Annotated in this window: 18 protein-coding genes; 10 read left to right on the plus strand and 8 right to left on the minus strand. The window is 69.5% G+C overall.

The window, feature by feature from the left end:
* Positions 1 to 9: 9 nt before the first annotated feature.
* Genes RPQ07_RS35090 through RPQ07_RS35105 form a run of 4 tightly spaced genes read left to right on the plus strand, consistent with a single transcriptional unit; the run spans position 10 to position 1,887 of the window.
* On the plus strand, positions 10 to 360 hold the full coding sequence (locus RPQ07_RS35090; protein WP_313949127.1) for a gas vesicle protein: 351 nt from the start codon (positions 10 to 12) through the stop codon (positions 358 to 360).
* Complete coding sequence (locus tag RPQ07_RS35095; protein WP_313948297.1) at positions 357 to 1,304, plus strand: GvpL/GvpF family gas vesicle protein; 948 nt, start codon at positions 357 to 359, stop codon at positions 1,302 to 1,304. The genes RPQ07_RS35090 and RPQ07_RS35095 overlap by 4 nt, the downstream gene beginning before the upstream one ends.
* Positions 1,301 to 1,561, plus strand: a complete 261-nt coding sequence (locus tag RPQ07_RS35100; protein ID WP_313948298.1) for a gas vesicle protein — start codon at positions 1,301 to 1,303, stop codon at positions 1,559 to 1,561. The genes RPQ07_RS35095 and RPQ07_RS35100 overlap by 4 nt, the downstream gene beginning before the upstream one ends.
* A complete protein-coding gene (locus RPQ07_RS35105) occupies positions 1,558 to 1,887 on the plus strand; it encodes a gas vesicle protein K (protein ID WP_313948299.1) in 330 nt (109 codons plus the stop codon). Before RPQ07_RS35100 ends, RPQ07_RS35105 begins: the two co-directional genes overlap by 4 nt.
* A 37-nt stretch (positions 1,888 to 1,924) precedes the next feature.
* Here RPQ07_RS35105 and RPQ07_RS35110 read toward each other — a convergent pair whose 3' ends face one another.
* Together RPQ07_RS35110 and RPQ07_RS35115 are read right to left on the minus strand one after the other, a co-directional pair.
* Entirely contained in the window at positions 1,925 to 2,389 is a 465-nt protein-coding gene (locus tag RPQ07_RS35110) for a pyridoxamine 5'-phosphate oxidase family protein (protein ID WP_313948300.1), read from the minus strand.
* A gap of 157 nt (positions 2,390 to 2,546) precedes the next feature.
* The gene (locus RPQ07_RS35115) at positions 2,547 to 3,149 is read right to left on the minus strand and encodes a TIGR04222 domain-containing membrane protein (RefSeq protein WP_313948301.1); all 603 of its coding nucleotides are present in this window, start codon (positions 3,147 to 3,149) and stop codon (positions 2,547 to 2,549) included.
* A gap of 188 nt (positions 3,150 to 3,337) precedes the next feature.
* On the opposite strand from RPQ07_RS35115, the gene RPQ07_RS35120 reads away from it, so the two are divergent.
* Positions 3,338 to 4,039: an alpha/beta hydrolase gene (locus tag RPQ07_RS35120; protein ID WP_313948302.1), complete on the plus strand. Its 702-nt coding sequence runs from the start codon at positions 3,338 to 3,340 to the stop codon at positions 4,037 to 4,039.
* Between the two features lie 219 nt (positions 4,040 to 4,258).
* Here the strand turns inward: RPQ07_RS35120 and RPQ07_RS35125 are convergent, their stop codons facing one another.
* Together RPQ07_RS35125 and RPQ07_RS35130 are read right to left on the minus strand one after the other, a co-directional pair.
* Positions 4,259 to 5,800, minus strand: coding sequence for a M1 family metallopeptidase (locus RPQ07_RS35125; RefSeq protein WP_313948303.1), 1,542 nt, complete (start codon positions 5,798 to 5,800; stop codon positions 4,259 to 4,261).
* 295 nt (positions 5,801 to 6,095) lie between these two features.
* On the minus strand, positions 6,096 to 6,536 hold the full coding sequence (locus RPQ07_RS35130) for a hypothetical protein (protein WP_313948304.1): 441 nt from the start codon (positions 6,534 to 6,536) through the stop codon (positions 6,096 to 6,098).
* Between the two features lie 263 nt (positions 6,537 to 6,799).
* Between RPQ07_RS35130 and RPQ07_RS35135 the strand changes: the two genes are divergently transcribed.
* The 3 genes from RPQ07_RS35135 to RPQ07_RS35145 all read left to right on the plus strand — a co-directional run bounded on the left by RPQ07_RS35135 (position 6,800) and on the right by RPQ07_RS35145 (position 12,003).
* Entirely contained in the window at positions 6,800 to 7,162 is a 363-nt protein-coding gene (locus tag RPQ07_RS35135; protein WP_313948305.1) for a DUF1801 domain-containing protein, read from the plus strand.
* A 126-nt stretch (positions 7,163 to 7,288) separates the two neighbouring features.
* Complete coding sequence (locus tag RPQ07_RS35140) at positions 7,289 to 7,657, plus strand: low affinity iron permease family protein (protein WP_313948306.1); 369 nt, start codon at positions 7,289 to 7,291, stop codon at positions 7,655 to 7,657.
* Between the two features lie 632 nt (positions 7,658 to 8,289).
* On the plus strand, positions 8,290 to 12,003 hold the full coding sequence (locus RPQ07_RS35145; protein WP_313948307.1) for a S8 family serine peptidase: 3,714 nt from the start codon (positions 8,290 to 8,292) through the stop codon (positions 12,001 to 12,003).
* 99 nt (positions 12,004 to 12,102) lie between these two features.
* On the opposite strand, the gene RPQ07_RS35150 is transcribed toward RPQ07_RS35145, so the two are convergent.
* Positions 12,103 to 13,434, minus strand: a complete 1,332-nt coding sequence (locus tag RPQ07_RS35150; protein ID WP_313948308.1) for an NAD(P)/FAD-dependent oxidoreductase — start codon at positions 13,432 to 13,434, stop codon at positions 12,103 to 12,105.
* A 288-nt stretch (positions 13,435 to 13,722) separates the two neighbouring features.
* Here RPQ07_RS35150 and RPQ07_RS35155 point away from each other — a divergent pair, with 288 nt between their 5' ends.
* Both RPQ07_RS35155 and RPQ07_RS35160 read left to right on the plus strand, forming a co-directional pair.
* Positions 13,723 to 15,342, plus strand: a complete 1,620-nt coding sequence (locus RPQ07_RS35155; protein ID WP_313948309.1) for a cytochrome bc complex cytochrome b subunit — start codon at positions 13,723 to 13,725, stop codon at positions 15,340 to 15,342.
* Between the two features lie 74 nt (positions 15,343 to 15,416).
* A complete protein-coding gene (locus RPQ07_RS35160) occupies positions 15,417 to 16,145 on the plus strand; it encodes an SDR family oxidoreductase (RefSeq protein WP_313948310.1) in 729 nt (242 codons plus the stop codon).
* A 14-nt stretch (positions 16,146 to 16,159) separates the two neighbouring features.
* On the opposite strand, the gene RPQ07_RS35165 is transcribed toward RPQ07_RS35160, so the two are convergent.
* The 3 genes from RPQ07_RS35165 to RPQ07_RS35175 form a co-directional block, all read right to left on the minus strand.
* Positions 16,160 to 16,912: an RNA polymerase subunit sigma gene (locus tag RPQ07_RS35165; protein ID WP_313948311.1), complete on the minus strand. Its 753-nt coding sequence runs from the start codon at positions 16,910 to 16,912 to the stop codon at positions 16,160 to 16,162.
* 196 nt (positions 16,913 to 17,108) lie between these two features.
* Positions 17,109 to 18,839 carry an L-aspartate oxidase gene (locus RPQ07_RS35170; RefSeq protein ID WP_313948312.1) on the minus strand — a complete coding sequence of 577 codons (1,731 nt, stop codon included), beginning with the start codon at positions 18,837 to 18,839 and terminating at the stop codon, positions 17,109 to 17,111.
* A 181-nt stretch (positions 18,840 to 19,020) separates the two neighbouring features.
* A complete protein-coding gene (locus RPQ07_RS35175; protein ID WP_313948313.1) occupies positions 19,021 to 19,770 on the minus strand; it encodes an SDR family oxidoreductase in 750 nt (249 codons plus the stop codon).
* Positions 19,771 to 19,874: the final 104 nt, after the last annotated feature.

Below are 19,874 nucleotides of genomic sequence, written 5' to 3' on the forward strand. Positions count from 1 at the left end.
GCGACAGGCATGGAGACCTGGGACGCGGGCCCGCGGTCCGTCCAACAGGGCACGACCACCACCAACCTCGCCGACCTCCTGGAAAGGGTGCTCGACAAGGGCATCGTCATCGCGGGAGACATCAAGATCGATCTGCTGGACATCGAACTCCTGACGATCCGCCTGCGGCTCTTCGTCGCCTCTGTCGACACCGCGAAGAAGGCCGGCATCGACTGGTGGGAGACGGACCCCGCGCTCTCCTCCAAAGCGGCCAAGAGCGCGCTGGCCGAGGAGAACGAACAACTGCGGGCGAGGCTCCGGGAACTGGAACCGGACGACGACGCCGACGAGCGTCCCGCGTTGCGAAGGACGGGCCGATGAGCGACCTGTCAGGCCCGGGCACCACCGCGGCGCCCCGACTCCGAGCGGACGGACCCGCTGCGGAGACCGGGCAGGCGACCTACGTCTTCGCGGTGTGCCGGCCCGCCGCGGGAGACGTCCCCGCCGCCCGCGGTCACGCCGAGGGCGGCCCGCTGCGGACCCTGCTGCTCGGGCGCCTCGCGCTCCTCGTCCAGAGTGTGCCCGCGGATGCCTTCTCCGAGGACGAACTGCGCCGCCGCCTCGGTGACCGCGCCGAGCTGGAACGCTGCGCCCGGGAGCACCACGCCGCTGTCGAGGCGGCCCGCGCGTCGGGCCCGGTCATTCCCTTCCCCCTCGCGACGCTCTACCGCAGCGACCGCAGGGCGATCGAAGCTCTCCGCGCCGGCGAACCGCGTTTCAGCGCCCTGCTCGACCGTCTCACCGGGCACGTCGAGTGGGCGGTGAAGGTCCACCTCGCGCGGCCCGCCGCCGAACCGGAGGCCGCCGAACCGACGGCCCGGCCGACCTCCACGCGTCAGGGAGCGTCGGGTCAGGGAGCCGGCCGCGCCTATCTCAGCCGCGTCAGCGGACGCCAGAGGCAGGCGGACGAGGAGCGCCAGGCCGCGTTCCGCGCGGCCGAACAGGTCGACGAAGCGGTTCGGCGCCATGCCACGGCCGCCGTACGTCACCGTCTCCACAGCGCCGAACTCACCGGCAGCAACAAGGCGCAGGTGCTCAACGCCGCCTACCTCATCGGTGACGAGGCCTACCCCGCCTTCGCACGGACGGTGGCGGACCTGCGCGGGACGCCCGCCCTGTCGGGCATCGAGATCGACGTGACAGGCCCGTGGGCCCCCTACTCCTTCGCCGAACTCGGGGACTACGCGCCGGGGCAGCCGGGCGCGGGGGCGAAGGAGCCGGCCGAACGCGCTGGCGCGCCGCGATCGGAGGGGAACGCGCGATGACGGACCGAGTTCTGCCGACGGTCGGCTACGCCGACCAGCCGCACCCCGTCCCCTGGGAAGGACCGGAGACGCTCAGCCCCATCGGCGTCCCCCTGGTCGACCTCCTCGATCGCGTACTGGCCACCGGTGTCGTCGTGAGCGGCGACCTCGTTCTCGCTCTCGCCGACGTGCCGCTGGTCCGCATCTCGCTCCACGCCCTGCTCTCGTCGGTCAGCGACCGTGTGCCGGCGCCCTGGCCCGACAGCGGTCCCCTGTGACGGCGGAGCGGGCGTCGGGCGCCCGGACGGCAGCACTGGGGCCGGAACCGCGGCTCGACCTCGATCCCGAGCATGCGGCGCGCGACCTGGCCGCGCTCGTCCTCACCGTGGTCGAACTCCTGCGCCAGCTCATGGAGCGCCAGGCCGTGCGCCGCTTCGACGACCAGAGCCTCACGCCGGAGCAGGAGGAACGCATGGGCACCGCGCTGATGCTGCTCGACGAACGCATGGACGACCTCTGCGCGCGCCATGGCCTCAAGCGATCGGACCTCAACCTCGATCTCGGCCCGCTGGGGTCCCTGCTGCCCGACGCGGGTCATCCGTAGGGCGACCGGGACGGCCCCGTCGTCTGCCCGGTCCGGGTCACAGCCAGTGGCTCTTCTGCATCACATCCCGGCCGGGCAGTTCGTTGACCTCTCGCCACGCCTGTATCTGGAGAGGCTCGATGCGGAAGTACTGGTAGGGCGTCGCCAGTTCTCTGGGGTCGAACCCGGTCTTCACGGCGAACGCGTCACCGAGATCACGACCCGGCATCCCCGCCTCCTCCCCGACCTCGATCGGTACGGCGGAGCCTTCGACGAGCACCACATCGCGTGTGCCACCCAACGCGAGCCGCACCTTGCCACCCGCCAGCAGGTTGCGGCTGGTCGGGGAGGTGCGGACGGTGGAGATGACGAAGGCGGCGCCGTCCCAGAGGAACGACAGGGGCACCAGATAGGGGTTGCCGTCCCCGTCCGCGGTCGACACCCAGGCGTCGACATCTGCTGCGAATCGTGTGCGCACATCGTGCTGGCGCTCGGAGAGGCTGCGCGGCGGCGGGAGGGTCATGAGAGCAGACTCCTTCGTTGATCGGCAAACGTCGTTGGTGCACAAGCGGTTCGGGGACGAGCGGCCGAAGGCGAGGTCGTCCTACGGATCAACAGACTGTGCCACGCGTCGAGTTGGCCCGCTCGACCGGGCCCGGGAGCAACGCGGCGCCGAGGGTTCAGTCGCTGCCGCCACCACCGCCTCCGCACGAGTGGTGCCCGCCCGAAGCAGCGCTGCCGCCCGTGTCGTGGTCCGAGTCCGGTCCGCCGTCGTCCAGTGCCCTGCCCATCCGGACCAGCCGCTTGCCGAGCCCGGACGGCACGGTCGACGCCTCCACGACCGCCCGTCGCACCCGCCTGTCCGGTACAGCGGCGGGCCCTTCGAACACATGGTGGGGGAGCACTCCCTCATGACGTGCCTCCTCCAGGCTGCGCCGTCCCGTCGCGGTCGGGCGACGCCCCGACCGCGCGAGCAGACCGTACGCAACGAGTCGCGAACCGATCTCTTCCACCTCGGGCGCGCCTTTCAGCGCGGCGAACACGGCTGCCGTGCTCCTGCCACGGGGGCAGAGAGCAAGCAGTGCCCGCTCGACCCGGTGCCCGCCCGCCTGCTCGTCGCCGGCACGCACCCGCGTTGCCCGAAGGGTCACGGCGCCCCGCTCGCTGAGTGCCACGAGCGCGACCTCGACCACCCGCCGCGGCCCGCCGGCCAGGTAGGCGATGTCGTACACATCGAGTGTCTGCGGCGCCGTCGTGACGGGTCGCCGAAAGAGAGTCCGCATGGCAATGCCCCCTGCCCTGCCCGGAAGTTCCCGTTTCTGCTGTGATGTCCAGCGAGGCATCGGCCAACCCTCGAGGGCACAGGTTCAGAGGAAAACTTGAGCTCTCCGCCTGGGCAGCCCTGGCCCTGCCGGTCCGCGGCAGGACCCACGCCGGGGCAGTTGTCAGACCCTCGCGTTACGTTGGCCCCATGGCTGACTTCGTACTGGTAGCGGGCGCATGGCTCGGATCGTGGGCGTGGGACGACGTGGTGCCGAAGCTGCGTACGGCGGGGCACGGCGCCCACCCGCTGACGCTCTCCGGACTCGCCGACAAGCAGGGTGTGCGGGCGGGGCAGCAAGCCCATGTCCAGGACATCGTCGACGAGGTGGACCGTTTGGATCTGCACGATGTGGTGCTCGTGGGGCACAGTTACTCGGGGATTCCGGTCGGTCAGGCGGCCGAGCGCATCGGTGACCGGCTGAGGCGAGTGGTCTTCGTCGACTCGAACGTCCCGGCCGACGGCGGATCCTTCGCCTCCAGCTGGTGGCAGGGACAAGCGGTTTTCGAGGCATCGATCGCGGAGCACGGAGGGTTCTGGGCCCTGCCGACCGCGGCCGACTGCGAAGGCCAAGGGCTCTCGGACGAACAGATCGCCCGGTTCGTGGACGGCGCCACACCGCACCCCGGCGCCACGCTGACCGAGCCCGCGGTGCTCACGCGTCCGCTCGGTGAGCTTCCGGCGACCTACATCAAGTGCCTGCTCGACGGTCCCGAGCCGAGCGCCGACGTGGTCGAACTGCTCACCAGTGAGCGGTGGCGGCTGGTCGAGATGAACACCGGCCACTGGCCGATGTTCTCCCAGCCGCACGAGCTGGCGGAGATCCTGCTCGGAGCGGCCGAAGGGGCCTGACGCATCGGGGGCGGCACACCCGACGGGCCCGCCGCCCCGTCGACGGGCAGGGAGACGTGACGCGGGCACCGGACCGCACGCGACCGGTCACGTCCAGGTGCTGCAGGTCCGGGCGCAGCGTCAACCGGCAACCATTGCAGTCGCCCACAGCGCGGGGAGCCCGTCGGACGTCCTGTCCGACGGGCCCACCGCGCCGGGGGAGAGCGGAAACCCGACGCCTCAGAGAGTCGCGCTCGCGTGGTCGTGCGGGGCGCGCATCTCTTCCTTCCAGGCCGTCGAGTTGGTCGGCGGTGTCACCGTCCAGTCCGGATGGCCGGGCATGCGCGGCGTCTTCGTGCCGTACAGCCAGTCATGGAGGAAGCCGGACAGGTCCTGGCCCGACACCTGGGAGGCCACGGCGATGTAATCGGCCGTGGAGGCGCTGGAGTTGCGGTACTTGTGGAGGAAGCTGTGCTCGATCCGGCGGAAGGTGTCGTCGCCGACGAGGGTCCACAGGGCGTAGAGGACGAGCACGCCGCCCGTGTACCGCTGACTGTGGAAGAGGTTCGCGGCGGTCGGTGCCGCGACGGGGCCGGCGTCCTTGCGCCACTGGTCACCGCGGGAGTAGACGTCCTTCATCCGGGCTTCCATGCTGGTCAGTCCCAGTGAGTCGGGCCAGCCGCGCTCGTACCGGTAGAGCAGACCGTAGTAGTCGGCATGCCCTTCGTTGATCCACAGATCGGACCAGGTGGCGGGTGCCACCAGGTTGCCGAACCAGGAGTGGACCAGTTCGTGCATCATGTGCGAGCCGATCAGCTTCTCCTCCTGGAGGAGGTAGTTCGGCTTGTAGATGGTGAGGGTCTGGGTCTCCAGACCGGTGAAGTCGAACGCGTCGGGCGCGTCCGTGTTGGCCGGCAGGATGCCGTACGCCTCGAAGGGGAATCGGCCCAGGCGTTGCTCGACCCACGTCAGTTGACCCGGTGTGAGAGCGAGAGCCGGTTCGAGGGCGGCGGCGCGAGCGGTCGGGACGACGTCCCGCAGCCGCATGCCGCTCGGTCCTTGCCGCTCGACTATTCGGTAGTCACCCACCGTGACCTGCACGACTTCGGTGGCTATCGGGTCGCGGGAGCGGTAGGCAAACGTTGTCATGCCGTCGACGGTTCTGGTGGAGACGAGCGAACCGGTCGCGACGCCCTTCAGACCTTCGGGGACCGTCACCTTGAAGGCGAAGTTCGCCTTGTCGCTGGGATGGTCGTTGCACGGGAAGACCGTGCGCGCCAGATCGGGCTGACAGGCGACGGCGAACCCGTCGGGCGTCGGCACCCAGCCGTTGTAGGGAGGCTTGATCTTGCGCGGGTCGGCGACATAGTCGACGCGTATGAGGAACTTGCTGTGCTTGCGTACGCAGGCAGCGGGTGTGACGACCAGCTTCTCGGCCGCCTGCTCGAACGTTGCCTTGCGGTGGTCCAGCCATACGTCCTGGACGACGGGACCGAGCAGGTCCAGCGAGAAGCGCGAGAGATCCTGTGTGGCGCGGGCCGTGATGGTCACCGACGCATCGACCAACTGGGTGTCCGCGCGATAGGTCAAGTCGAGCAGGTAGTCGGAGACCCGGTATCCGGTGTTGCCGAGTACGGGGTAGACCGGGTCGCCCAGGCTGTCGCCACCGGGCGTCCCACCACCGTGGGAGCCCTGCGCTCGCGCGGTCGGGGCGAGGGTTGAGGCAGCAGCTGTGCCGAGAAGCACGGCCGCCGGGGCCGTCACTCGGGTGCGGTTTCGCATGCGTCTCTTTCGTTGTGGTCCGTGGGGCAGGAGGTGTCGGGCATGAGAGGGGACGCGGTCGGTCGCGCCACGGTTCTCGGCACCGGTGTCGGTGGTACGGCGAGAGCCGGACGCGCCGTACACCACCGTGAAGCCGGTGGGTTGGCAGCATGATCGGCACCGAGGCGGGGGAGCGCAACTCGGGCGGGGCGCCGACGGTCTGGTGACCGGTCATGTATCCCCCACGGGCGGACGTGTCACCGCCGGTCACCGACACCTGCCGGCGTGCCCGCCCCGTGCGACCCTCCCAGGACGCTCACCCGACAAGCAGTGCCGCGAGACGCTTCGCCGTCTTCTCTCCGGCACGCTGCTTGATCAGACCTTCCTTTGCGGCGGCTCGCATCTTCACCGCGCAGCCCTCGCCCCACGGCAGTGCTTCGACCAAGGCCGTGACCACCACAGGGTTCATGCCGCCGAGCCCGCCACCCGTGACCACCCGTACCGTCCGGGCGTCCGTGCGGAGCTGCGTGCCGGGGACGGTGAGGTCGAATCTCGGGCCCGCCTGATCCAGGACCCGGACGACTCGTCCCAGGGCTTCCGCGAACGGCAGGGGCAGGACCAGGTCGATCTCGTGGACGTTCTTCTTCATCCGGCGGGCGACGCGCCCCGTCAGTCCTCCTGCCGCGCCGACGGAGGAGGCCACGGCGGCGAGTTGGCGGGCGAGGATCTCGTCCTCGCCCAGGTCCATGCCGGTCATGCCGCCCTCCCCCTACGGCACGATCGTGCCGCCCCCATGTGATCCCTCGACGAGGCCGAACACTACGAGCGGTCGAGCGGGTCCGCAACGCCCGCCTACGGCGTCAGCCGCCGCGGCCTGTGCGTCGTGCCCCCGGGCGCCGACCGCACCAGGACGCCGTGATGAGCGGCGCACCTTCGTCCCGCGGCATGCGATGAGTTTCGCGACTGCCGTCGGTCTGCCTCTCGAACACCGGAGATCATCATCTGACGGAGGCACAGACCATGGCGAAGTTCGAGACTGTCGAGGCATATGTGGAGTCCCTCGACGCGACGCTGCGCGACATCGCCGAGCACGCACGGAAGACCATCGATGCGGCCCTCATCGGCGTCGATGCCGCCATGTGGCACGGACACCCCGTCTGGAGTCTGGGCGAAGCACCGGGACAGCAGCCGGTCGCCCTGATCAAGGCGTACGGCTCGTACGTGACCTTCGCCCTGTGGCGCGGCCAGTCCGTGACGGACCCTTCCGGCCGGCTGGAGGCGGCATCGCGGCAGATGGCTCAGGTCAGGCTCCGCTCGGTTGCGGACATCGACGCCGACCTGTTCACCGGCTGGCTTCACCAGGCGCGCGATCTGGAGGCCTGACCCGGGCCCGGCTCCGCACCGCGCACCGGGAAGCCTGCGGTGCGGCGGCGCCGCAGGCCCGCGCTCCCCAGGTGAACGATTGCCGACGACCAGGTGTGTTCACCAGTGACCGGGTAGATGGCATGCATGACCTTCCAGCACCCCTCCGACCGGGACGGCGACCGCCGGGGCTGGTTCTCCCGTCTCGCGGAGAACGCCTCGAACTTCACCAGTTCCCCGGCGTTCTTCGGCTTCTGCCTGGTCCTCGTGGCCGTGGTCATCACCACCCATGCCATCAAGCTGCCGATCGAATGGCTGATGCTCACCGGCGAGACGATGACCGCCGTCACGCTGCTCCTCCTCGCGCTGCTCAAGAACTCCGAACGCCGAGCCGAGCACGCGATCCAGAGGAAGCTGGATGCCATCGCGGCGGCGCTGCTGGAGATCCAGGAGCGCGAGCCGGGCGAAGCGGTCCGGAGCCTGCGGGAGGCCATCCGGATGGAGGAGGAGACCTGAGGAGTGCGGTGGCCGGCACGGGTCCCCATGAGGCTGCCCCGGCAGGTTCCAGGGATCAGGCCGAGCGGCGGCCTCCAGCGGTCGTGCCGGTGTCTGCCGCGCGCGCGTCAGGGGTGAGGGGATCAGGTCGGGCCAGTGCTTCGGACAGGGAAAGCCCCTCCCGTGCCGCAACGATCCGACGTACTCGCAGGCCGGCGCGCGTCCGGGGACGGTACGTGGGCTCCTTGCCACATCCGCAGACCTGTCGGCCTTCGTAGCGCGGCCCTTCGCTCAGGACCGCAGCCACCACGGACCATCCACGTACATCACGCCTGCGCGGCGGCGCGACATCATGGCCGGCGCAGACAAGGGGCCGGGCGCGGTTCGGACACAACTGCTCCCGCCGGTAGCCGCCGTCGACCCGGGCAATCGCTCCGACGGTCCCGGTTCGGGTGATCGTCCACGCAGGGCCCCGGCCGACCGTTGTCGCGGCACGGAGCGGCAGTGACGGGCGGCACCACGCCACAAGGGGATGGGTCGCGTCGCAACTGTGCCATGTCACAAGTGCGTCGGCGCCGGCCCATTGAGCATGGCCGGAGGCGGCCGGACGATCAGGTCTTCCACCTCGCAGATTCTGAGGAGTCGCCTTGCGCATGGTTCCCTTCCCCAGACCTGGGCTGATCGCGCTCGGCGTGGTCACCGCCCTGGCGGTCGGGGGCATACCGGCCGCCACCGCCGTATCCGCGCACCCGGCCGGTGCCGCGTCGTCCCCCGGTGCCGCACAACGGCCCGCCGGCAAGGACCGGACGCACACCGTCACTCTGATCACGGGTGACAAGGTCACGATCGGTACCGCCGCCGACGGCACCGTCATCCGGTCCTTCGAAGGCGCGGGCCCGGCCACCACCGGGTACCACCGCGCCGTCATCGACGGTGCGACGTACGTCTATCCCGAGGCGGTCCTGCCGTACATCGGCGCCGGCAAACTCGACAAGCGGCTGTTCAACGTGACGCAGTTGATCGCCGACGGCTTCGACGACGCGCATGCCGACCGGCTGCCGCTCATCGTGAAGTACACCGACGCCACGGCCAAGTCCCGGACCCTGCCCAAGGTTGCGGGCTCGAGCGTCGTACGCCGACTGGACAGCGTGCAGGGCGCCTCCCTCGCGCAGAACCGCGACAAGGCCACGGCCTTCTGGACCGCCCTCACCGGCAACGCGGCCTCGGCGTCTGCCCGTTCGGCGAAGCCGGCGTTCGCGAACGGCATCGCCCAGGTGTGGCTGGACGGCAGGGTGAAGGCCGACCTGTCCGAATCGACCGCGCAGATCGGCGCGCAGCAGGTCTGGGAGGAGGGCAACACCGGCAAGGCCGTCAAGGTGGCGGTCCTCGACACCGGCGTCGACCCCGAGCACCCCGACCTTGCCGAACAGATCGACGCCGGCTCCAACTTCGTCCCGCACGAACAGGACTTCCTCGACTACCACGGTCACGGTACGCACGTCGCCTCGACCATCGCCGGCACCGGAAGTGCCTCCGAAGGCAAGGAGCGGGGAGTCGCACCCGGCGCCCGGCTGGGGATCGGCAAGGTCCTCGACAACGAGGGCCGTGGCCAGGAGTCCTGGATCATCGCGGGGATGGAATGGGCCGCCCGGGACCAGCAGGCCAGGATCATCAACATGAGCCTCGGCGGCGCAGGAGACCACACCGACCCGATGAGCGCGGCCGTCGACCGGCTCAGCCGTGAGACGGGCGCACTGTTCGTCGTCGCGTCGGGCAACGGCGGCCCGCGGACCATCAGCAGCCCCGGTGCCGCGGACTCCGCGCTGACCGTGGGCGCCGTCGACTCCGCGGATCGGCTCGCCGAGTTCTCCAGCCAGGGGCCGCGTGACGGCGACGCCGGCGTGAAGCCCGAGATCACCGCTCCCGGTGTGGACATCCTCGCCGCCCGCACCCACTACAAGCGCGGCGGCTCGGGCCACTACACCACGATGACCGGTACATCGATGGCGACACCGCACGTCGCCGGTGCCGCCGCGCTGCTGGCCGCCGCGCACCCGGACTGGACCGGCGCGCGGCTCAAGGAGGCACTGGTCAGCAGCGCGAAGGCCACCCCCTCCTACACGCCGTACGAGGCGGGCGCCGGCCGGCTCGACGCCGCCGCGGCGGTGCGCGCCACCGTCTTCGCGACCGTCAGTGCACACTCCGGTTTCCACACCTGGCCTCCGAAGCCGGGAGAGACCGACGTCCGGAAGGTGACGTACACCAACGTCGGCGACGCCCCGGTCGCCCTCGACCTGGCAGTCGATGCCGGCACCACCCCGGCGGGGATGTACCACCTCTCGGAGAGCCGGGTCACCGTTCCCGCCCACGGCGACACCACGGTCTCCGTGACCGCGGACCTGGAACGGCTGCCGGCCGACCAGCCGGTCAGCGGCATGGTCACCGCCACCGACAGCACCGGAAAGGTGCGTGCCCGCACCCTGATCGGCGGAGCGAGAGAGGGACTGCGGCGCACCCTGACCGTTGTCGCCAAGGACCGGGCGGGCAAGCCGCTGACCGGCCGGGTCCACGTCATCTCCGAGCGCCTCGTCACGACGATGGACGTCGCGAACGGCACCGGCACGGTGCGGCTGCCCGTCGGCAGCTACAGCGGATGGATCCACGCCGACGTGCGGGGGGCCAACGGGCCCCACTCGCTGGGCATGGCGGTACTCGGCTTCAACGACGTGCAGCTCGACCAGGACCGTACCGTCACCCTGGACGGCCGCAAGGCGCGTCGGATCCTCGCGCGTGCACCGAAGCAGACCACGGCCGTCGCACCCCGCCTGGATGTCGAACGCGCCTTCGCCCGCACTCTGTTCGCGTCGTCCATGCTGCCCAACCCGTCCTACGACAGCATCTGGGCCCTGCCGACCGGCAAGAAGGTCACGGAGGGCACGTTCGAGTTCGGTGCCCGCTTCCGCCTCGAGCAGCCTGCGCTCACCGTGGGCACCGGGGCACAGACCTATGTCGACCCGCTGGTGAAGCGTGCGGCCAAGCCGCTTCCGGCCGGCACCAGGACGCTGAAGGCGGTCTTCGCCGGCGAGGGTTCTGCCGGGCAGCTGGCCCGGCACGACGTGCGCGGACTGGCCGTCGTGGTGCGGCGCAGCGACACCGTCGCGATACGTGAGCAGGCGGAAGCCGCCGCTGCCGCAGGCGCGAGCCTGCTCCTGGTCGCCAACGACGGGATCGGCCGCCTTCAGCCCTGGGACGAGCACGCCTACAGCCCCGAGAGTCCGGCCCCGCTGACGGTCGCGACGCTCGACACCGACCAGGGCGCAGACCTGATCGACCGGCTGCGGCGCGGGGGAGCCGTACTGAAGGTCGCCTCGCACCCCACCACCGAGTACCTCTACGACGTGGTGCACCACTGGTCCGGTGCCGTGCCGACGGAGCCGACCTGGCGTGTGCGGTCGGACGAACTGGCCCGGGTGGACGTCTCCTTCCGCAACCACCGGCCGGGCAAGGCGAACGAGTACCGCTACGACGCCTGGCAGGGCTGGACCGCAGGCAACCAGCTCATCGTTCCCGCGCGCGGAGAGCGGACCGACTGGGTCACCGCCGACGCCGATTGGGTGGAGGCGGCGAGCATCGCCGGTGAGACCGGGCAGCGGTCGATCGGCCTTCTGCGCTACGCCCCCGGGAAGAAGGGCAAGGTCAGCTGGTTCGGCCCGATCCAGCGACCCCGGATGGCTCCGGGTGCCTTCCAGCCGGTTCGCTACCTCGACACGATGTACGTGCCCGCGCCGGGCTGGGGTGACTCCGGCGCCGGCCATGTCGGAGACGCCTACGCGAACTTCGGCGTGGCCAACCGGGTGTCGCTCCATCAGGGCGACCGGGAACTCGCCTCGGGCAACGCCGAGCGGCTGACATCTCCGCCACTCGCCGCGGAACGCCGGCCCTACCGGCTGGTGGTCGACAACAGTCGCGGTGCCTGGGAACACCCCTACTCGACACGCACGCTGACCGAGTGGACGTTCACCTCCGCGGCGACCGGCGCCGAGTCGACCGTGTCACTGCCGCTGATCCAGCTCGACTACGGCGTGGACACCGACACGACGGGCCGAGCGGACCGGCGTGCCGGGCTGACGGTGACCCCATCGCATCTGCCGGGCACCACGGCTGCCATCGGCAGGCCCGTCGTCGAGATCTCGTACGACGACGGGGCGACGTGGCACCGGTCCGAACTGCGCCGTGACGGTGACGGCTGGCGGACGAGCCTCGAGGCCCCGAAGAAGGCCGGCTTCGTGAGCCTGCGGGTCTCCGGACGGGACAATGCCGACAACACGGTGTCCCAGACGATCACCCGGGCCTTCGGCCTGCGCTGACCCTCACGACCACGCGCATGGGCGGGACCGCACCCGGCGGCCCCGCCCGCCGGCGCCTACCGCCACCGGGATGCACGCAACCGTGCGGGGCCGGTGGACCTATGCGGTCACAGACTTCTCGCCCTGATACAGCTCGGTGTGCTCGAAGTTGGTGAGGGTGGCGGGGCGGCCGCGCTGGAAGCCGGTGCAGACGAAATCGTCTCCGGTGGTGGCGTTCAGCGCCCAGTTCGCCGCCACGCGGGTCCGGGCAGTGAGGGTGGGCAGCGCGAACAGGTGGTAGCCGCGAGCGACCGCCTGTGCCGGCAGTCCGGACAGCTCGATGCCGAGCGGCCGTGAGACCGCGTAGTTGTCACCGAGGTCGACCACCAGGCCCAAGTCCCGGTGGTAGTACGGCTTCATGGGGCGACCGCGCAACGTGGCCACGATGTTCCGGGCCACAGCCTTGCCCTGGCGCTGCGAGTGCTGGGCGGTCGGTGGCGCGATGGCACCCTCACCCCGGGCCAGGTCCGGCACCGCCGCGGCGTCCCCGACGGCGAAGATGCCCGGTGCTCCGAGTACGTCCATCTGCGGCGTGGTGGCGAGCCGGCCTCGGATCAGTTCCGTGTCGACGGTCTTCACGAGCGGACTCGCGGCGACTCCCGCTGTCCACACCAGGGTCCTGGTGGGCAGGGTGCGTCCGTCCGTGAGTTCGACGGAACGCGGCGTCAGCCGGGTGACACTGGTCTCCAGGGAGATCTCGATGCCACGCTTGCGCAGCGCGTGGATCGCCTTGTCGCCGAGGTGCTCGCCGATCTCCGGGAGGAGCCGCGGCGCGATGTCCACCAGGTGCCAGCTGAGCTGCGAGGGATCGAGCCGCGGGAACCTCTGCACCGCCGCGTGGGTGAGCAATTGCAGGGCGGCGGCCGTCTCGGTGCCGGCATAGCCGCCCCCGACGACGACGAAGCGCAGTCGTTCGGCCCGCTCCTCGGGGTCGGTGGCGATCGCCGCGGCGTCCAGCTGCCCGATGACGTGGTCGCGCAGGTAGGCCGCCTGGGCCAGGGTCTTCATCCCGTGGGCGTACTCGCTCACGCCGGGGATACCGAGGAGCCGGGTCGTGCTGCCTGCGGCGAGCAACAGGATGTCGTAGCGCATATCGCGCTGCGGCCCCTCGGCGGTCAGGACGCTCACGCGCCGTTGCGCGGGGTCCACTCCGACGGCGATACCGGGGACGTACCGGCTCCGACGGAGTCGCCGGCGCAGCGACACCGCGACGGACTGCGGCGTCAGCAGCCCCGAGGCCACCTGCGGCAGAAGCGGCAGATAGAGCTGGTAGTCATCCGGTGAGACCAGGACCAGTTCCGCTTCTCCGGGGCGCAGGGCCTTCTCCAGACGGTGCAGGCATTCCACGCCCGCGAACCCGCCTCCGACCACCAGGACGCGCGGAAGGGGCATGGCGGACCTCCTGTCCGTACATGAGGAGACGCCCTTTCATGGTCACCCCGCGAGCACGTCCCCGCACGATGTGAGGAGTGCGCCCGCGCCGCCGCGGTCGTGCGGGCCCCACCGGCCGTACAGGACCACCTTCGCCCACGTCCTCGGCGCTGCCGTCCGCGGAAATTGGTGCGCGAATGCCTGTGCGTCACCCGGCGGACGCCCGCGGTGATTGGCATACTCCGTTTCCAGAAGATCGCATATGTCGCATTTGTGCAGCGACGCCTACCGGATGGATGAAGACGGAATATGGACACTGGGGCGCCATCGAGCCGGGGGCGTGCACATCGCGGAGAGAAGCTCGCCGACTGGGCCGACGGGCGCGTGGGTGTTTTCGGCCTGGCGAAGGCCAACATGCGCAAGATCTTTCCCGACCACTGGTCCTTCATGCTGGGGGAGATCTGCCTCTACAGCTTCGTCGTCATCATCCTGACCGGGATCTACCTGACGATGTTCTTCCATCCGTCGATGAACGAGGTGGAGTACCACGGCAGCTACATCCCCATGCAGGGCATCCTGATGAGCGAGGCGTACGCCTCCACGCTGGCCATCAGTTTCGACGTACGCGGCGGTCTGCTCATCCGTCAGATCCACCACTGGGCCGCGGTCATCTTCATCGCCGGCATGTTCGTGCACATGATGCGCGTCTTCTTCAACGGCGCGTTCCGCAAACCCCGCGAGATCAACTGGCTGCTCGGTTTCCTGCTGCTCGTCCTCGGGATGTTCACCGGCTTCACCGGCTACTCGCTGCCGGACGACCTGCTCTCGGGCACCGGCGTGCGCCTCACCCAGGGTCTGATCCTGGCGGTACCGCTGGTCGGCACGTACCTGTCGATGTTCCTGTTCGGCGGTGAGTACCCCGGGACCGACATCGTGTCGAGGTTCTACTCCATTCACATCCTGCTGCTGCCCGGCATCATGGTGGGCCTGCTGGTGGGCCACCTGATCCTGCTCTTCTTCCACAAGCACACGCAGTACGCGGGCGCCGGCCGGAAGAACCAGAACATCGTGGGCATGCCGTTCTTCCCGATCTACCTCGCCAAAGCGGGAGGCTTCTTCTTCCTGGTCTTCGGTGTCATCGCGATTCTGGCCGCCATCGCGACCATCAACCCGATCTGGACCATCGGTCCGTACCGGCCGGATCAGGCGGGGGCGGGTGCTCAGCCCGACTGGTACATGGGCTTCGCCGAGGGTCTCGTCCGGGCGATGCCCGGCTGGGAGATCGACTTCTGGGGTCACACCCTGGCGCTGGGGGTCCTCATTCCGCTGGTGGTGTTCGGTCTGTACCTCGCCGTGATCGCGGTATATCCGTTCATCGAATCCTGGATCACCGGCGACGATCGCGAGCACCACATCCTCGACCGACCGCGCAATGTACCGACCCGCACGGCCCTCGGGGTCGCCTGGTCCGTCGGCTACATCGTGATGCTCATCGGCGGGGGCAACGACATCGTCGCGACCCATTTCGATCTGTCGATCAACCACGTCACCTGGTTCGTCCGCTTCGCGCTGTTCGCCGGCCCCGTCGTCGCCTTCATCGTCACCAAGCGCATCTGCCTGGGGCTGCAACGGCGTGACAAGGCCAAGGTGCTGCACGGACGGGAATCAGGTGTCATCACCCGGCTGCCCCACGGTGAATTCGTCGAGATCCACGAGCCGCTGTCCCAGAGCCAGCTGCACATGCTCACCGCGCATGAGCAGTACGAGCCCGGGGAGGTCGCCCAGGCCGTCGGAACGGGCCGGGAGGGACGCGAACCCACCCGTGCCGAGAGACTGCGCGCCAAGCTCAGAAAGAGCTATTTCGGCAAGAACAACCAGGTTCCGAAGGTGACCGTCGAGGAGTTCGAGGACAGCACCCGCAGCCATTGAGGAGTTGCAGGCCGGCCCACGGGAGCGCTTCCTGGAAATGGGCCCGAACACGGGGTGGACGGAGAGGTGGAGAGATGAAGATCGCCGTCATCGGAGGAACCGGCCTGATCGGGTCGCAGGTCGTGAAGAACCTGAATGCCCAGGGCCACGAGGCGACACCGTGCTCCCCGTCGACGGGAGTCGACATCATCACCGGCGAGGGCCTGGACGAGGCCGTCGCCGGTACCGATGTGGTCGTGAACCTGGCGAACTCCCCCACCTTCGACGCCGCCTCGCTCGACTTCTTCCGTACGTCCATGGGCAACCTCCTCGCGGCGAGCGACAAGGCGCGCGTCCGGCACTTCGTCATCCTCTCCATCATCGGCGTCGACCAGGTACCGGACATGGACTACTACCGGGCGAAGGTGCTTCAGGAAGACCTGCTGATGGAAGGGCCCGTTCCGTACTCCATCGTGCGCGCCACCCAGTTCATGGAGTTCATGGACACGGTCATCTCCGCCTCGGCCGAGGGGGACACCGTCCGCCTCTCCCGCACGCCCATTCAGCCCATCGCGGCCGCGGACGTCGCCGCGGCCGTCACCGAGGTCGCTGTCGGTGACCCTCTGAACGGCGTCCTCAAGATCGCAGGACCTGACGTCTACGCGCTCGACGAGCTGGGCCGGCTCACCCTCACCACCAAGGGCGACACGCGCACCGTCGTCACCGACGACGGTGCGGGCATGTTCGTCGCCATCCCGGGGGATGTCCTCACCGATCGCAGCGCGCGCCTCGCGCCCACCCACTACACCGACTGGCTGGCCTGACCGGGGACGCAGCGTCACGAACGCCCTGGGCAGCCCGGCTCCGCTGCGGGCGGGTTCCAGGAGCGGAGCTTGTCCGGGTTGAGGGTGACCCATGCTTCCACGACGTGCGGGCCTGCGATGTCGAGACTGATCACGGCGGCGACCCGGTGGTCGTAGCGCGCGACGATCCCGGTGCTGCCGTTGACGGAGTGGGTGTGGAGCGTGGTGCCCGGGCGTGGGGTGAGCAGGGTCAGCAGGCTGTGGGCGACCTCCGGGCTGCCGTGGACGGGCTCGGTCAGAGCGCGGACCTTGCCGCCGCCGTCGAAGACCGCTGTGACGTCGTCCGCCAGCACTGAGGCCAGAAGAGGTGCGTCTCCGATGGCACAGGCCAGTCGGACGGTACGGACCACGGCCTCGTGCTGTCGCGGTGTGGCGGGACGCGACCGCCGTGCTCGCAGACTGCGGCGTGCGTGATCGGCGAGTTCGGTGCGGTCCGGATCCGCCTGTCCCTCGGCGACCGCGACGGGAGCGGTCCGGAACGGGTCATCGAGCACGACCGCCGACGGATCGGCCGAGCAGATACTGGCCACGAGCTTCGCGAGCCAGGACCGCGGGGCGGCGATCCGTTCCCGCGCCGGACCGGGCAGCTCGTACCACTGCCGGTAGGTCTCGGCGATGGCACTCTCCGCCTCGGAGCCGGTCCCCAGAATCGAACAGGCGACATTCAGCAGATGCCGCCGCTCGTCGAGCAGCTCCGCGATCGAGACGGAATCACTGGCCTTGTCCATACGGCGACCTCCCACTTCTACGGCACCGCACAGAACGGACGATCGTCTCGATCGTCCTGCGCCCTTGCTCATGAAGACCGGACAGACGCAGTTGTTGTGACACGGGGCAGTGGCGCTTTCGCAGCAGTCACCGCTGACGACCGCGGGCGCGGGCCCGCGGTCGGCGGCCCGAGAGTGCGGGGCGGCAGCCGGCGGGTTACTCCACGAGCTTTCCCTCGGTGGAGACCTCCTCCATGTAGGCGGAGATCTCTTCCGGAACAGGGGCGATGCTCTCGTGGGTGATTCCCGTGGTCGGCGACCAGACGAGATTGACCTGCAAGGCCTGATCCATCTCCGGATAGTCGCTGCGGTTGTGGCAGCCGCGGGTCTCCCGGCGTTCGATCGCCGCTTCGAGCGTGGCCCGGGCGGCGAGGGCGGCGGACTTGAGGTCGAAGGCGTGCGCCAGGTCCTGGAAGCCGGCGATGTCGGGGTGGACCCCGACGTTCTTCATGCGTTCCTCGATTCCGGCGAGCTCCGCCAGACCGGCGCGCAGTCCCTCCTCGTCACGGACGACGCCCGCGTGTTCGGTCATGGTGTTGCGGATGGCGCGCTGCAGGGCACGGACGTTCTCCGGGCCGTCCGCGGCGAGCAGGTCGTCGATCTCGCGCCGGGCCTCGGCCACGGCGGCCGCCGAGCGCGGCTGTGCGGTCAGGCCCTGGGAGTAGGCGGCTGCGGCCTGTCCCGTGATGCGGCCGAAGACGAGCAGCTCGATGAGGCTGTTGCCACCGAGGCGGTTGGCGCCGTGCAGTCCGCTGGAGGCCTCGCCGATGGCGTAGAGACCGCGCACGTCGGTGCTGTGGTCCTCGGGCCTGACCCACACCCCGCCCATCGAGTAGTGCGCGGTCGGTGCTATCTCGATCGGATCGCGGGTGATGTCGAGCATCTGGAGATCCAGCAGCGTCTGGTAGACCCGTGGCAGCCGGTTCATGATCGTCTGTCGCGGCAGATGGGACACATCGAGCCACACACCGCCCTTGGGCGTGCCGCGGCCTTCCTTGATCTCCGTGTAGGAGGCGAGGGCGACGCGGTCGCGCGTGGACAGCTCCATGCGCTCGGGGTCGTAGCGCGACATGAACCGTTCACCGACGGCGTTGCGCAGGATGCCGCCCTCGCCGCGGGCCGCCTCGCTGACCAGGGTGCCGGCCGCGTTCTCGGGCTCGATGATTCCCGAGGGGTGGAACTGCACCAGCTCCGGGTCGCGCAGACGGGCGCCGGCCTCCACTGCCAGCCGGAAGGAGTCTCCGGTGTTCTCGTCGCGCCGTGATGATGTGCGCCGCCAGATACGGGTATGGCCGCCTGCCGCCAGAATGACGGCGTCGGCGTGGATGAGACAGCGCGTCCCGTCGTTGAGATCGAAGCCATAGGCCCCGAACACCGCACCGTCGTGCACCAGAATCCGGGTGATGTAGACACTGTCGAGCACGGGTATGTTCAACTGGCCGGCGCGCCTGACGAGCGTGCGCTGGATTTCCAGGCCCGTGTAGTCACCGGCGAAGGCGGTACGCCGGAATTTGTGCGCGCCGAAGAAGCGCTGGGAAATACGGCCGTCGTCCTCCCTGGCGAAGGCCATGCCGTAGCGCTCCAGGTCGTCGATGCCCAGGGCGGCGCCCTGAGTGACGATCTCGACGGTGTGGGGATCGGCGAGCAGATAACTCTCCTTGAGAGTGTCGGCCGCATGCTGTTGCCAGCTGTCCCCGGGGTCCATGGTGGCGAGGGCCGCATTGATGCCGCCCGCGGCCAGGGCCGTGTGCGCGTCGTCCTTGGGGCGTTTTCCGACGGCGAGGACATCCATGCCCGCTTCGGCCAGCTCGATCGCCGCCCGTAGTCCCGCTCCGCCCGTTCCGATCACCAACACCGTGGTCGCAAGGCGCTTTTCGGTGATAGCCACATTCGCTCCGATCCTTGGGTCGTCACTGAGTACGACCGGTTGACCCCGCTGTTTGTGACACCGGGCCCGGTGCCTCGGTGCCTCGGTGCGCCGATGGGCGCGCAGGTGGTGTGGTCGCGTCCGGGACGCAGCACGGTGTGCCGACATCGTGTGACGGACAGCGCACACGGCCCCACCGTGCCTACTGCTGCTGGGCGACCCAGTCGGCGAAGCGGATCTCGCCGATACGGGCGTCGGCGCCGGGGAGCAGTGTGGTCTCCTCAAGCTGCGCACCGAAGTACGGGGCCCGGGGGTCCGACACGACGGTGCGAGGGTCGTTCATGGCCGCCAGATGTGTACGGATCAGCTCGTCCAGCTGGAACGTGTCGGCGCCGGCCACCTCGACGACACCGTTGAGCGGGTTGCCGACCGCGGAGCGCCCCACTGCTGCTGCGACGTCGTCGGAGCAGATGGGCTGGATCTTGATCGGGGCCAGGTGCACCGTGTCGTCGTCCTTGGTCGCCGCCGCCGTGATGCCCTTCATGAACTCGAAGAACTGCGTGGCATGGACGATGGAGTAAGGAATTCCGGATTCCTTGATCAGGTCCTCCTGTGCCTGCTTCGCACGGAAGTAGCCGCTCTCCTGGAGACGGTCCGTGCCGACGACGGACAGCGCGACATGGTGGCCGACACCGGCCTCCTTCTCGGCCGCGAGGAGGTTCGAGGTGGAGGTGCGGAAGAACGCCATCACGTCGTCGTCCGCGAAGGAGGGGGAGTTGGAGACGTCCACCACGACGGCGGCGTCTTCGAGGACCTCGGCCAGGCCCTCACCCGTCAGCGTGTTCACACCACTGTCGGGGGAGGCCGGTACCGCCTCGTGACCGTGTTCGGCGAGCTTGCTCACCAGCTTCGAACCGATGAGGCCGGTTCCTCCTATGACGACAACCTTCATGATGGGTTTCCTCTCGGAGTCTCGCGGCGGCGCAGCGTGGTTGAGCGCGATCGCTGCGCCGATCGACGGTGTCTGTACTCACAAGGACAGGACAGCGTCCGAGT

Source organism: Streptomyces sp. AM8-1-1, assembly GCF_032229325.1.
Taxonomy (GTDB): Bacteria; Actinomycetota; Actinomycetes; order Streptomycetales; family Streptomycetaceae; genus Streptomyces; species Streptomyces achmelvichensis.